The following is a 13,551-nucleotide window of genomic DNA, read 5'->3' as shown; positions in this document are numbered from 1 at the left end:
CGCCCCGGGCGAGGGCGGGCCGAGGTCGTCCACCACCGCAGCAGCCGTTGTCAGACCCGACTGGCAGGGTGCCCCACCATGGACACCTCTGCGTTCTGGACCATCATTGAGGCCGCCCGCTCGGCCGGCGGGCCGGACCGGCCTTTCGGCGAAGCCCTGGTCGATGAGCTGGCCGCCCTCACGAAGGACGGCATCCTCCGCTACCAGGAGCGCTTCGACGAGGTTCATGACGCGGTGTACCGATGGGACGTGTGGGCCGCCGCCTATCTCATCGGCGGCGGCTGCTCGGACGACAGCTTCATGGATTTCCGCGCCGGCCTGATCGCGCTGGGCCGTGACTGGTACGAGAGGGCGGCGGCTTGTCCGGACAGTCTTGCCGAGCACCCGGCAGTGATCGCCGCTGCCGATGTGTACCGCGACGAGGCCCTTTTCTATGAGGAGGTCAACTACGCCGCCAGTGAGGCGTTCGAGCGCATCGCCGGCGATGGTGAGGACTTCTACGAGGCATGGGACGCGTACAGAGCCTCACAGGGCAGTGCCGAAGAGGACTCCGACTCTGAGGACATGGGCGAAGACTTCGACTTCGATGACCCTGACGAGATGCGGCGTCGACTCCCGCGGCTCAGCGCTCTCTACCTTCGTGAGACGTCGTCGCCATGCACCGCATCGGCGGGGGACAGAGGTGGTGAGGGCTGGGGCCAGCCCCCGCATTGAACCGGGTGTCAGCAGGATGGGCGAGGGGTGCGGTGGACCGGCACGCTGGAGCAGGAAGGGCACAGGCGGCAGAAACAGGAGCGACCGGTGAATGCACGTGCGAGGGCTGCGGCGTTGTGGGCGGGGATCCTCGCGGTAGCGGTGTCAGGGATCTTCCCGGCAGCCGCGGCCGCGCCCCCGGCGGAGCGGGCGTCGGCCGCGCCGCCCGCCGGTCTCCAGGAGGCCGTCGAGCAGACGGTCGCGGACGGATTCCCGGGTGTCGTGGCCTATGCCAGGCGCGGAGAGAGGGAGTCACGGGTGGCGGCCGGGCTCGCGGACACGGCGAACGGCCGGCGCGCCCGGCCGGACCAGCGGTTCCGTATCGCCAGTAACACCAAGTCGTTCGTGTCGACAGTGCTTCTGCAATTGGAGGGCGAAGGACGGCTTTCCCTCGACGACAGCGTGGAGAAATGGCTGCCCGGCGTGGTCCGGGGGAACGGCAACTCCGGCAGGGCCATCACCATCCGGCAGCTGCTCAACCACACCTCGGGCGTCTACGACCCCACCGACGAGCCGAACTTCTTCGCCCCATACCTGGAGCGCCACGAATGGGGTTACGTCTACACCCCTCGGGAGGTGATCGCCCGCGCCGTCCGGCACAAGCCGCTCTTCGCGCCCGGCAGTGGCTGGTCGTACTCCAATACCAACTATCTGCTCGCCGGTCTGGTGATCGAGGCGGTCACACGTCACAGCGCGCCCTCCGAAATCCATCGGCGGATTCTCGCCCCTCTCGGCCTGAAGGACACGTCCTTCCCGCTGACCGACCCGGCCATTCACGGCCCTCATCTGCACGGGTACGACCTCACGGGGCGCGATGTGACCCGATTCAGCCCGTCGTACGACTGGACCGCCGGCGCCATGATCTCCACGGTCGACGACCTGGCGCGCTTCCACCGGGCCCTGTTCACCGGCAAGCTGCTGCGCCCCGCCCAGCAGCGTGAACTCCTGACCACGGTGCGGTACCCCGGCGCGCCGGCGTACGGACTCGGCGTGCAGCGCAGGGACGTGCCATGCGGCTCGGAGCCGGAGACCGAGCCGATCAGTACCTGGGCGACCGACGGTGGCGGACCCGGCTTCATCAGCGTGTCTCTCACCACCGCGGACGGTGACCGACAGCTGGTCCTCGCCGGCAACGTCTACGACCTTGGCGCGGACCTGAGGGATGAGCCGCCCGTCCCGCGAAGCAAGGGGCTGATGGAGGCGCAGACGGCAGCCCTGTGTGACTGAGGCGGTGCCACAGGGGCGGCAGGGGCGGCAGGGGGCGGGAGGCAGGACCGGACCGCGTGCGTGTGCCAGTCCCGCCCCGTCCCGCCCCATCCCGCCCCGTCGAGGTCAGTTCTTGACCGGCCACTCCAGAGGCTCCGCGTGGAAGCCCTGCATCAGTTCCACCGCGGCGGCCTTCTGGCCCTCCGGGATGAGGAACGCGGTGCAGATCTTCTCCGACTGGCCCGCGTTCAGCTTCTTCTCGGAGTCCGGCTCCTGGCAGTTCGGCCACTTGGCCTCGCCCATGAGGACGAGGAGGGCGCGGGTGCGCTGCCCCTTGTCCGTCCGGACGACCAGGTCGTCGTCCATGTCGCCGACCTCCATGGCCTTGCCGCTCTTGTGCGTGAGCGTCGACCACACGTAGACCGGCACCTGGGGGCCGTCCTCCTTGTCCTCCTCCAGGCCCGAGCCGGCCATGTCGGCCTTGGTGCCCGTCTGCACCTTGGTCGGCGTGACCGTGTACGTGGCACCGGACGAGGCCTTCATGTCGCTCTCCTGCGCGGGGCTGGCCTCCCCCAGGACGAACGTCCGCTTGCCCTCGTCCGAGGCGCCCTGGGAGGACCCCTCGGAACCGGCACCGCCGCTCCGGTCCTTCCTGCCACCGGAGCCGGAATCGTTGCAGCCGGTCAGGGCCAGTGCCAGGGCCAGGGCGCCGGCCGCCACCGGCACGGTGCGCGTCCACGTTCGCATGTCTTGCTCGCTTTCCCGTTGGGTGTTACGCCCCCGATCCTGTCAGGTCCCTGGCAAGGGTCGGCCCCTGGGTTCCGGTGCGGCGAAGCCCGGCGGGTGACACCGGCGGATGACCCCGGGCCCCCAGGATTCGGCACCTAGGATCCGGAAAAGGGGGAGGGGAGCAGGGGAGCCGGCAGAGAGGACGGACCATGAGGCGCGTCGTGCGGGGCTTCTGGGGGCCCAGGCCCGAGTCGGAAGAGGAGCTGGCCGTCCGCTGGAGCATGTTCCTGACGCGGCTGCGCGAGATCGCCGCTGACGTCTTCGACGCCTGGGAGCCGATCGGGGAGGCGACCGACCCGGAGTCCCTCGCCGCGTACCTGCGTGAACGCAATGCGGGTGACGACTGGTCGGACCGCGAGGGCTACGCCCTGGCCCTGTCCACACCCGCCGAGAACCCCGCCCCGCACCCCGTCGAGGTGACCGTGAGCGGCACCGGGGGAGGGGTGTCGGAAGACCTCCCGATGAGCGTGGTGGTCACGATCACCGGCCCCGGGACGGCGTCCGTCCCGTACGCCGAGGTGCTGCGCGCCCTCGCCGAGTCGTGGGACGCCGACTGGGGGGAGGTGACGGAGACCGAGCTCCAGCTCGCCCTGGGGGAGGACGGCCGCGAGCCGGGACAGCCGTGCGTCGGCTGGGCGGGCTACCTGTCCGAGCATCGCGCCACGATCCTGACCCAGGCGCAGGCGCAGGCGCAGGCGCAGGCGCAGGCGCAGGCGCAGGCACAGGCACAGACCCAGGCGCAGCAACCCGGGACGGGAGCCCCCGCGGTGCACGCCCTGCCGGGCAAGGCGGAGCCGACGGAGCACGGCGGGCTGCTGCTGGACCTGACCGGAACCGCCGCGGACGTGGCCGGGCTGGTCGCCGTCAACCGGGTCGTCCGCGCCACCGGCGCCCTGGAGGCGCTGCCCCGCCCCATGGACAGGGCCAAGCTGTGACGGCCACGGGCACCCCCTTCGACGTGTCCGCGGTCCTCGCCGCCGTCGACGACCTGCTGGGCATGTCCGTGCCGTCGAGCGGGCCCACGGCATGGGAACCGGGACAGGCGGAGGGCTGGAGCGCCAGCCACGGTGACGGGTTCCGGCTGCGACTGCTCTGGAAGAGCCGCGCCTACACGGAGGTCCCCGGCTCCGAGCGGGACGCCGCGCGGGAGGAGGCCGCGGAGTACCTCGCCGCCCTCAAGGAAACCCTCGACGAGCGGTGGGGCGAGCACCGGGTGGTCGGCATGGGAGCGTTCGCGCGCGGCGAGGTCGACGAGGAGTCGGTGCCCCCGCTCTTCGACGAGCTGCGCACCTTCGCCCTGTACGAGGACCTGTTGGTGTGGGGCCCGGTCGGGTCGGATCACGGGCCGCGCTGGGTGGCCGTGACCGTCGGGCAGTGCGACGAGGGAGCGCCCCACCTGATGGTCGCGGGCGTCAGCGCCGTGCCGATCGAGGAGCTGCCCGGCGGCTGACTGTCGGTGGCGACCGCGATAATCGAGCGCATGTCCCCGCACGACGATCGTCCCGCCACCGCAGCCCCCGCCCTCTGGGGGTACGCCGCGGTGCGTGCCGTGGGGCTGGTGGTCCTCGTGGTCGCCGCCGCCGTGGCGGGCGAGGACGCGTGGCACCGGCTGAATGGCCGCTGGGACTCCGTCTGGTACGCGCGGATCGCCGGGCACGGGTATGGGCACGAGGTCACGCTCGCCGACGGCAGCGTCCACTCCGACCTGGCGTTCTTCCCGCTGCTGCCCGCCCTGGAGCGGGGACTGTCGGTGGTCCTGCCGATCGACGTCGCGACGGCCGGGCTGATCGTGTCCTGGGCGGCGTCGCTCGGCGCCGCCTGGGGGATCTACGCGGTGGGGGCGCGGGTCGCCGGGCAGCGCGCCGGGGTGGTGCTGGCCGTGCTGTGGGGCGTGTACCCGACGGCGTTCGTGCAGTCGATGGCGTACACGGAGACGCTGTTCACGGCGTTCGCCGCCTGGTCGTTGTACGCGGTGCTGCGCGAGCGGTGGGTGGCGGCGGGCGTGCTGTGCGTGTGCGCGGGTCTGACGCGGCCGTCGGCAGCGGCGCTGATCGCGGCGATCGGCATCACCGCGGTCATGAGCGTCGTCCGGGAGCGGCGGATCGACGTCAGGACGGCCGCGGGCGTGCTGATCGCGCCGCTGGGCTGGCTGGGGTACGTGGTGTACGTCGCCGTGCGGCGGGGCAGCGCGACCGCGTACTTCGAGGTGCAGGCCGCGTGGGGCAACAACATCGACGGGGGCGTGGCCCTCGCCCGGTTCGTGTGGGAGAACCTCACCGGCCCGGTGCCGCTCGCCGGGGTGGGCCTGCTGGCGGCGCTCGCGCTGGTGGGCTGGCTGGTGTGGCTGTGCGTCAGGCAGCGCCAGCCGCTGCCGGTCCTGGTGTACGGGATCGCGATCGTCGTCATCGGGCTGGTCGGCGCCGCGTACTTCGGGTCCCGGCCACGGCTGATGATGCCGGCGTTCCCGCTGCTGCTCCCGGCGGCGGTGGCCCTCGCGCGGCTGCGGGACCGGCCCCTGGTCGTGGTGCTGGCGGCACTGGCGCTGGCGTCGGGGGCGTACGGGGCGTTCACCCTGCTGGGACCGGGCCCGCCGTGATCGTCAGGAGGGTGCCGGGCCGGACGCCCCAGCTCCGCATCGCCCCCGCCTCGGCCTCCAGGACGTGACGGGCGCGCGGGCGGGGCATCCCGAGGCGGCCGGGCACCATGGTGACCACGTCCACGACGCGCAAGTCCCGGTCCAGGTACGCCACGTCGATGGCGAACCGCATCCGGAAGGTGTGGACGCTGTTGCACGGGCTGAGCAGCAGCGCGCCCGCGATGCCGTCCCGGCCCAGCAGGCCACGTCTGCGGGTGCCGTAGGACGCGGCGATCTCGACGGGCACGGAGACGTCCCGACAGGTCAGCAGGCCGGTGCCGTTGCGCCAGGTGCGCGGGTTCCCCATGGGGGACGACCGTAGCGTGGGCCCGGGCGCGGCGGCAGTGGGCCCGTGGGCCCATGACCGGCCCGGCCGGCCCGCCTAGGGTCGGGCGCGTGTACGCCACGCTGATCGCCGTCGCCGCCCTGTGGGGCGCCGTCACCGGCCTGCTGGTCCCGCGCGCCGCGTACCGCCTGTCCGTGGAGCCGGACGAGCCGTGGCGGGACGCCTGCCCCGCCGGCCACCCGTTCACGGGCCCCGCCCGCGGCTGGCTCGGCCCCCCGCGCTGCGCCCGCTGCACGGCGCCCGCACCGGCGGCACCCCCTCGCCCGCCCGCCGACCCGCCGACACGGCCACCGGCCGACGCGGCGACACGGCCACCGGCCGCCCCGCCCGCCCAACCACCCGCCGGCGTCCAGCCGCCGCACCCGATCGCGTTGCCGCCCACCCCGGTGACGGCCGCGACAGCGACCGTCACCGCGACGGTGCCGACGGTCACCGCTCTGGTCTGCGGGGCGCTCGCCGCCGCGACGGGGCCGCGCCCGGAGTTGGCGGTGTGGCTGGCGGCGGCCCCGGTCGCGGTGCTGCTGGCCCTGGTCGACCGGGCCGTCCACCGGCTGCCGGACCGGCTGACCCTGCCGCTCGCCGCCGGGACGGCCGCCCTGCTCGGGGTGGCCGCGTCGGTGCCCGGGAGCGCGGGCGCCTGGCCGTCCGCGCTGCTGGGCGGTCTCGCGCTGGGCGCGGGCTACTTCGGGCTGTTCCTCCTGAACCCGAGCGGCATGGGCTTCGGCGACGTGAAGCTCGCCCTGGCGCTGGGCGTCGCCCTCGGCTGGTACGGCTGGGGCGTGCTGTTCCTGGGCGCCTTCGCCGGTTTCCTGCTGGGGGCGGCGTACGGCTTCGGCCTGGTCGCGCTGCGCCGGGCCACCCGCAAGAGCACGATCCCGTTCGGCCCCTTCATGATCGTCGGCGCCCTGGCCGGGGTACTGCTGGGCGCCCTCTCCACGACCTCCGCCTCCTGAGCAACCACCCCCGAACCGCCGCGGGTGACCGCCAGGAGGGGGAGATTCCGTACCCCGCCGACAGCACCACGGGCCACGACCGGAGCCGCGCCGGGCCCGCGGCCTAGCATGCGGGCGCATGCGGACATTTCCTGACAATAGTCCCCAATCCGGTGACGGAGCCCTCCGGAGCGCCCCACCCGCCGCCCCTCCCACGCCGCCGGAGGCCTCCGACCCGGCGGCCGCGACGGCCGGCGCGACGGCCGACCGCACCGCGCCGGGGCGCGGCCCGCGGGGTCGGCTGCCGGCGGCGCTGCTTCCCTGGGGCTGGGCCGCGGTGCTCTTCGCGCTGTACGCGACGGTCGCCGTGCGCCGCCACCTCCTGCTCCGCACCACCGGCTACGACCTCGGCATCTTCGAGCAGGCGGTACGCGCCTACGCCGAACTCCGCGCCCCCGTCGTCCCGTTGCGCGGCGAGGGGTTCAACCTCCTCGGCGACCACTTCCACCCCCTGCTCGCCGCGCTCGCGCCGTTCTACCGGCTCTGGCCCTCCCCGCTGTGCCTGCTCGTCGCCCAGTCCGCGCTGCTCGCCGTCGCCGTCGTCCCGCTCGCCCGCTGGGCCGCCCGCGCGCTCGGCCGCCGCCCGGCCCACGCCGTCGCCGTCGCGTACGGGCTGAGCTGGGGCATCGCGTCGGCCGCCGCCTTCGACTTCCACGAGGTCGCCCTCGCCGTACCGCTCCTCGCCTGCTCGCTCGAAGCGCTGGCCCACCGGCGCTGGCGCGCCGCGGTCGCCTGGGCCGCGCCGCTGCTCCTGGTGAAGGAGGACCTGGGGCTCACCCTCGCCGCCGTCGGCGGGTACATCGCGCTGAAGGGCGGGAGCGGCGCCCGCCGCCTCGGGCTCGTCACCGCCGCCGCCGGGGCCGTCGGCTCCTTCGTCGAGATCAAGCTCCTGATGCCCGCCTTCCACCCCCACGGCGGGTACGCGCACGGCGGCAACCTCTCCGAGGGCTACGGTTCGCTGCTCAGCACCCTCGCCCACGCCCCGCTCGACGCGCTGCGCCCCGACGTCAAGGCCATGACCCTGGTCCTGGTGTTCGCGCCGTCCGCCCTGCTCGCGCTGCGCTCGCCGCTCTCGCTGATCGCCGTGCCGACGCTCGCCTGGCGGATGATGTCGGACAACGGTTTCCACTGGGGCACCGCGTTCCACTACAGCGCCGTCCTGATGCCGGTCGTCGTCGCCGGGCTGATCGACGCGCTGACCGTCTGGCGCCGCACCGGCCACCCGCTCGCCTCCCGCCACGTCCGCGCCTCGCTCGCCACCGTCCTCGCGGTGACCCTGGTGATGCTGCCGTCCTTCCCGCTCGCCCAGCTGGCCCAGCGCGCCACCTGGCGCGGCACCCCGCACGTCGGGGCCGCCCGCGCGCTGCTCGCGCGAATCCCGGACGGCGCGACCGTGGCCGCCTCGAACCGGCTGGTCCCGCAGCTCACTTCCCGCTGCACGGTCGTCGTCTTCCCGACGTTCCCGGTGGAGGGGAAGCTCTACCAGTACGACAACAAGCGCCTCCCGCCGCCCACCGCGCAGTGGATCGTCCACGACCGGCGCGCCCCGGAGGCCTGGCCGTACAAGACGGGGCACTGGCCCTACCCCATCGAGCGGCAGGAGGCCGAGCTGGCCGCCGCGCAGGAGCGCCACGGCTACCGGAAGGTCGCCGAGCGTGACGGCATCACCCTGCTGCGGCGGGGCTGAACGCCACCGGCGCGGCCCGTCCGCCCTCCCTCCGGCGGGCCGTCAACGCGGCGCCCTTCCGGCGGGGTCCCCCTTGGGAAGTACACGGCGGCCGCCGGGGCCTGGTGCGGGCACGGGCCGGATTCCCTGCTCCGGGCCCGGTCCCGGCCGGGGCCCGGCCCGGTCACGACCCGGGCTCCGCGAGGCCCCGTTCTTTCGGAGCGCATGTGCGGCATGTCGTGGCACGCAGCATCACTTACGAAGGGTTATGGTGGAAACCCCCCCCTCGGGCCGGTCCGTATCCCCCCCACGGACCGGCCCGTTTTCTTTTCCACCCGTCAGGGCCCCTCGTCAGGCCCGCCCGTCGGGCCCCGCCAGGACCCCGGCAGACCCGTCGGGGCGCGCGGTCCGTCAGCTCCGCGCGGCCCAGATGTTGGTGCCGGCGGTGTCGACCGCGTACGAGTCGATCTCCTTCAGCTCCTCGTCCGTCAGCGGCGGACCGGCCAGCGCGGCGATGTTCTCCTCGAGCTGCTTCACGCTCGACGCGCCGATCAGCGCCGACGTCATCCGCTCGTCCCGCAGCACCCACGTCAGCGCCAGCTGCGCCAGCGACTGGCCGCGCCGCCGGGCGATCTCGTCGAGGCCGCGCAGCCGCCGGACGACCTCCTCGGAGAGCAGGCCCGGGTCCAGGGACTTGCCCTGGGTGGCGCGCGAGCCCTCGGGGATGCCTTGGAGGTACTTGCCCGTGAGCAGGCCCTGCGCGAGCGGCGCGAAGGAGATGCAGCCCATGCCCTGCTCCTCCAGGGTGTCGAGGAGCCCGTCCTCCTCGGTCCAGCGGTTGATCATCGAGTACGAGGGCTGGTGGATCAGCGCCGGGACGCCCATCTCCCGCAGCAGCCGGGCCGCCTCGGCGGTCTGCGCGCCGCTGTACGAGGAGACGCCCGCGTACAGCGCCTTGCCCTGCTGGACGGCGGACGCGAGGGCGCCCATCGTCTCCTCCAGCGGGGTGTCCTTGTCGAAGCGGTGCGAGTAGAAGATGTCCACGTAGTCGACGCCCATCCGCTTCAGCGAGGCGTCCAGTGACGACAGCAGGTACTTGCGGGAGCCCCACTCGCCGTACGGCCCGGGGTGCATCAGGTAACCGGCTTTGGTGGACAGGACCAGTTCGTCCCGGTACGGCGCGAGGTCCTGGGCGAAGATCTTGCCGAAGTTGGACTCGGCCGACCCGGGCGGCGGCCCGTAGTTGTTCGCCAGGTCGAAGTGCGTCACGCCCAGGTCGAAGGCGCGGCGGAGGATCGCGCGCTGCGAGGCGAGGGTGCGGTCGTCGCCGAAGTTGTGCCACAGGCCCAGCGAGACGGCGGGGAGTTTGAGCCCGCTGCGACCGGTACGGCGGTATTCCATGGCGTCGTAGCGGTTGCCGGCGGGGCGGTATGCGGGGGAATCAGTCACGCCTCTCTCCTTATCACGGACTTGTGACAGACCGGGTTGGGCCGCCGTGACCCCCGCGCAGTAATGTGGCGGCTTCGGGGACAGCCGCGGTGCGCCGGGAGCGAGCGGTGCCGCTTCCCCCTGTCTCCCTGGGCCGACGCCGTGGCGGGCCCGTCAGCAATCGAGAGGTGAAATCGGTGAACTTGCGCGACCTGGTGTACAGGCTCTACGCACGCCGGGTGGAGGGCCGCCTCGACCACGCCCAGGTGCCCAAGCACATCGGCGTCATCCTCGATGGGAACCGCCGCTGGGCGAAGGCGTCCGGAGGCACTCCGGAGCAGGGGCACAAGGCCGGCGCGAGCAAGATCCAGGAGCTGCTGGGCTGGTGCGCCGAGACGGACGTCGAGGTCGTCACGCTCTGGATGCTGTCCACCGACAACCTCAACCGGCCCGAGGAGCAGCTGGTGCCGCTCCTCGGCATCATCGAGAACGCGGTCCGCGACCTCGCCGCCGACGGCCGGTGGCGCGTCCACCACGTCGGCACGATGGACCTGCTGCCCGCCCGTACGCAGGCGGTGCTGAAGGAGGCCCAGGAGGCCACCCGCGACCGCACCGGGATACTGGTGAACGTCGCCGTCGGCTACGGCGGCCGCCAGGAGATCGCGGACGCGGTCCGCTCGCTGCTGCTGGAGCACGCCGACAAGGGCACGAGCTTCGAGGAGCTCGCCGAGATCGTCGACGTCGAGCACATCTCGGAGCACCTGTACACGCGCGGGCAGCCCGACCCGGACCTGGTGATCCGCACCAGCGGCGAGCAGCGCCTGTCGGGCTTCATGCTCTGGCAGAGCGCCCACTCGGAGTACTACTTCTGCGAGGTCCACTGGCCGGCCTTCCGCAAGGTCGACTTCCTCCGCGCGTTGCGCGACTACGCCGCCCGCCACCGGCGCTACGGCACCTGACGGGCCGTTCCCCGGAGGTCCGGGGAAGACGCGCCGAGGCGGGTGGACGGCCCCGTCACCCCACGTTCACCCACCCGTCGTCATATGCCATGGCATGGCGGCGGGCGTTCGAGGGAATACCCCTTCCAGTGCGAGCGGCACGCCAGCCCGCTCGCCCGGGAGGCCCTTTGCACCAGGACGACCGTGCAGGACACGCACGGACGACGCGGAGGGCCGGAGCTCGGCCCGCGCATCGTGGCCAGAGCCCGGTCCCATCCCCCCGCGACGCCGTCGAAGTCGCACCCGACCTCACCTGAGGGGGTAGGTCCTTCCGTGGTGAACAGCACAAAGCGCCGCAACGACAGGCGCACCTACGTTCTCGACACCAGCGTCCTGCTGGCCGATCCCGGCGCCATGGCCCGCTTCGAGGAGCACGAAGTCGTGCTCCCGATCGTGGTCGTCACGGAGCTGGAGGCCAAGAGGCACCACCCGGAGCTGGGCTACTTCGCCCGGCAGGCGCTGCGCCTGCTGGACGACTTCCGGATCCGGCACGGCCGCCTCGACGCCCCGCTCCCCGTCGGGGACTTCGGCGGGACCCTGCGGGTCGAGCTCAACCACTCGGATCCCGGCGTGCTCCCGGCCGGCTACCGCCTCGGTGACAACGACTCACGGATCCTGGCCGTCGCGCGCAACCTCCAGGCCGAGGGGTACGACGTCACCGTCGTGTCGAAGGACCTGCCCCTGCGCATCAAGGCGTCCTCCGTGGGCCTCCTCGCCGAGGAGTACCGGGCGGAGCTCGCCATCACGGACTCCGGCTGGACCGGAATGTCCGAACTGACCCTGTCCGCCGAGCAGGTCGACCTGCTGTTCACGGAGGAGAGGCTGTACGTCCCGGAGGCGGCCGAGCTGCCCGTGCACACCGGGCTGGTCCTCCAGTCCGAGCGGGGCAAGGCGCTCGGCAGGGTCACCGCGGAGGGGAACGTCCGCCTGGTCAGGGGCGACCGGGAGGCGTTCGGCATCCGCGGCCGCAGCGCCGAGCAGCGGATCGCGCTCGACCTGCTCCTGGACCCGGACGTCGGCATCCTCTCGATGGGCGGCCGGGCGGGCACCGGCAAGTCGGCGCTCGCGCTGTGCGCCGGCCTGGAGGCGGTCCTGGAGCGCCGGCAGCACCAGAAGGTGATGGTCTTCCGGCCGCTGTACGCGGTCGGCGGCCAGGAACTCGGCTACCTCCCGGGCACCGAGGCCGAGAAGATGAGCCCCTGGGCGCAGGCGGTGTTCGACACGCTGTCGGCGGTGGCGGGGCGCGAGGTCATCGAGGAGGTGCTGAGCCGGGGCATGCTGGAGGTCCTCCCGCTCACCCACATCCGGGGCCGCTCGCTGCACGACGCGTTCGTCATCGTCGACGAGGCGCAGTCCCTCGAACGCAACGTCCTGCTGACCGTGTTGTCCCGTATCGGGGCGAATTCCCGAGTCGTACTGACGCACGACGTGGCGCAGCGCGACAACCTCCGGGTCGGCCGGTACGACGGAGTCGTCGCCGTGGTCGAGAAACTGAAGGGGCATCCGCTCTTCGCGCACGTCACCCTGACCCGCTCGGAGCGTTCGCAGATCGCCGCCCTCGTGACCGAAATGCTGGAGGACGGTCAGATTTAACGCCCCAAATCCGACATGGAATTGGCGCCGCCCGGCAAAGCGCGAGAGCTTAGCCGGGCGGCGCCGTGCTGTGCGACGCAATCCGCAAAACTCCTGGGACGGCTGGGGTGTGAGCTTTCACACGCAGCGAAGAATTGCCTTGCGGTATCGGCTTCCGGCAGAGTCTTGCTTCCGTCAGGCCCCGCATACGGCACACCTGTCATCACATGACACAACTCAACAGTCGCTCGCCGTATGCCGCCCGCAGCACCACGCGGCTCTCCCGCAAGGGAGTTGCCCACCGGGCCCGCGTCCCCCGTGACCCAGCAGTGGGGGGACCAGTGTCAGGGGCAAGATTTTCGCCCGTGAGGTCACCTAAGCGGGCGATGCTGGAAGGAAACCGTGTGAGCCGGATCTCGGTCCGGGGATTCGCGGTGGCTTCGGCCACTGCGGTCACCACCGTCGGCGCCGTCGTGGGCGTCGCTTCGGGCGACACCCAGCCCTCGAACGACAACATCGAGGCCGCTGCCGCCGACGCGACCCTCCTCGCGGACATCCCTGTCGGCCAGCAGGCCCAGGTACAGGTCTCGTCGCTGACGCAGCAGGCAGAGGCCCAGGCCGCCGCCGCGGACTCGGCGGCGCAGAAGTCCGCCGAGGAAGCCGCGCGCATCCAGGCCGCCAAGGACGCCCAGGCCAAGAAGGCCGCCGCGGACGAGGAAGCCGCCAAGGCCGAGAAGGCCAAGGCGGAGGAGGAGCGCAAGCAGCGCGAGGCCGAGGAGCGGGCCAGCCGCGACGAGGTCCGCAGTGCCTCCAGCTTCGCCCCGCAGTCCTCGTACAGCGTCTCCGAGGTCCAGGCGATGGCCCGTCAGATGGTGCCGGGCGACCAGTTCCAGTGCTTCAGCAACATCGTGGACCACGAGTCCACCTGGAACTACCGCGCGCAGAACCCGTCCTCGGGCGCGTACGGCCTGGTCCAGGCGCTCCCCGGCTCCAAGATGGCCTCCGCCGGCGCCGACTGGCAGACCAACCCCGCCACGCAGATCAAGTGGGGCCTGAACTACATGAACGAGCGCTACGGCAGCCCCTGCGGCGCCTGGGACTTCTGGCAGGCCAACAACTGGTACTAGGCCCAACCGGGTCGTACCGGGCCGCGCCACCGGCTCAAC

13 protein-coding genes are annotated in these 13,551 nt (G+C 72.6%); 10 read left to right on the top strand and 3 right to left on the bottom strand.

The genetic code is table 11. The annotated features are described in order from the left end of the window. The first annotated feature begins 78 nt into the window (after positions 1-78). Both EIZ62_RS11455 and EIZ62_RS11450 read left to right on the top strand, forming a co-directional pair. Positions 79-714 carry a DUF4240 domain-containing protein gene (locus tag EIZ62_RS11455; protein ID WP_156692605.1) on the top strand — a complete coding sequence of 212 codons (636 nt, stop codon included), beginning with the start codon at positions 79-81 and terminating at the stop codon, positions 712-714. Between the two features lie 87 nt (positions 715-801). Continuing rightward, positions 802-1,980, top strand: a complete 1,179-nt coding sequence (locus tag EIZ62_RS11450; protein ID WP_244375616.1) for a serine hydrolase domain-containing protein — start codon at positions 802-804, stop codon at positions 1,978-1,980. A 105-nt stretch (positions 1,981-2,085) separates the two neighbouring features. On the opposite strand, the gene EIZ62_RS11445 is transcribed toward EIZ62_RS11450, so the two are convergent. Next, positions 2,086-2,706, bottom strand: coding sequence for a hypothetical protein (locus EIZ62_RS11445; RefSeq protein WP_156692604.1), 621 nt, complete (start codon positions 2,704-2,706; stop codon positions 2,086-2,088). A 191-nt stretch (positions 2,707-2,897) separates the two neighbouring features. Between EIZ62_RS11445 and EIZ62_RS11440 the strand changes: the two genes are divergently transcribed. The 3 genes from EIZ62_RS11440 to EIZ62_RS11430 are packed head-to-tail and all read left to right on the top strand — an operon-like array spanning position 2,898 to position 5,344. Then, positions 2,898-3,683: a hypothetical protein gene (locus EIZ62_RS11440; RefSeq protein ID WP_156692603.1), complete on the top strand. Its 786-nt coding sequence runs from the start codon at positions 2,898-2,900 to the stop codon at positions 3,681-3,683. Next, entirely contained in the window at positions 3,680-4,198 is a 519-nt protein-coding gene (locus EIZ62_RS11435; RefSeq protein ID WP_156692602.1) for a hypothetical protein, read from the top strand. The genes EIZ62_RS11440 and EIZ62_RS11435 overlap by 4 nt, the downstream gene beginning before the upstream one ends. 30 nt (positions 4,199-4,228) lie before the next feature. Next, the gene (locus tag EIZ62_RS11430; RefSeq protein WP_156692601.1) at positions 4,229-5,344 is read left to right on the top strand and encodes a glycosyltransferase family 39 protein; all 1,116 of its coding nucleotides are present in this window, start codon (positions 4,229-4,231) and stop codon (positions 5,342-5,344) included. Here EIZ62_RS11430 and EIZ62_RS11425 read toward each other — a convergent pair. Then, positions 5,316-5,690 (bottom strand): DUF192 domain-containing protein, encoded by a 375-nt coding sequence (locus EIZ62_RS11425; protein ID WP_156692600.1) that lies wholly within the window; start codon positions 5,688-5,690, stop codon positions 5,316-5,318. The two genes, EIZ62_RS11430 and EIZ62_RS11425, sit on opposite strands and share 29 nt — an antisense overlap. Positions 5,691-5,779: 89 nt before the next feature. Here EIZ62_RS11425 and EIZ62_RS11420 point away from each other — a divergent pair, with 89 nt between their 5' ends. Then, on the top strand, positions 5,780-6,682 hold the full coding sequence (locus EIZ62_RS11420) for a prepilin peptidase (RefSeq protein ID WP_208827886.1): 903 nt from the start codon (positions 5,780-5,782) through the stop codon (positions 6,680-6,682). A gap of 118 nt (positions 6,683-6,800) precedes the next feature. Next, the gene (locus EIZ62_RS11415; RefSeq protein WP_244375614.1) at positions 6,801-8,408 is read left to right on the top strand and encodes a DUF2079 domain-containing protein; all 1,608 of its coding nucleotides are present in this window, start codon (positions 6,801-6,803) and stop codon (positions 8,406-8,408) included. A 390-nt stretch (positions 8,409-8,798) separates the two neighbouring features. Here EIZ62_RS11415 and mgrA read toward each other — a convergent pair whose 3' ends face one another. Next, positions 8,799-9,836, bottom strand: coding sequence for an L-glyceraldehyde 3-phosphate reductase (mgrA, locus tag EIZ62_RS11410; RefSeq protein WP_156692598.1), 1,038 nt, complete (start codon positions 9,834-9,836; stop codon positions 8,799-8,801). 176 nt (positions 9,837-10,012) lie between these two features. On the opposite strand from mgrA, the gene EIZ62_RS11405 reads away from it, so the two are divergent. The 3 genes from EIZ62_RS11405 (at position 10,013) to EIZ62_RS11395 (ending at position 13,512) form a co-directional block, all read left to right on the top strand. Next, positions 10,013-10,774: an isoprenyl transferase gene (locus tag EIZ62_RS11405; protein WP_156692597.1), complete on the top strand. Its 762-nt coding sequence runs from the start codon at positions 10,013-10,015 to the stop codon at positions 10,772-10,774. Between the two features lie 312 nt (positions 10,775-11,086). Further along, the gene (gene phoH2, locus EIZ62_RS11400; RefSeq protein WP_156692596.1) at positions 11,087-12,406 is read left to right on the top strand and encodes an RNA 5'-3' helicase PhoH2; all 1,320 of its coding nucleotides are present in this window, start codon (positions 11,087-11,089) and stop codon (positions 12,404-12,406) included. Between the two features lie 383 nt (positions 12,407-12,789). Next, positions 12,790-13,512 (top strand): aggregation-promoting factor C-terminal-like domain-containing protein, encoded by a 723-nt coding sequence (locus EIZ62_RS11395; RefSeq protein ID WP_156692595.1) that lies wholly within the window; start codon positions 12,790-12,792, stop codon positions 13,510-13,512. Positions 13,513-13,551: the final 39 nt, after the last annotated feature.

The sequence above is a fragment of the Streptomyces ficellus genome (assembly GCF_009739905.1).
In the GTDB taxonomy this organism is placed as follows: domain Bacteria; phylum Actinomycetota; class Actinomycetes; order Streptomycetales; family Streptomycetaceae; genus Streptomyces; species Streptomyces ficellus_A.
This window is presented reverse-complemented; position numbering and strand designations above follow the sequence as displayed.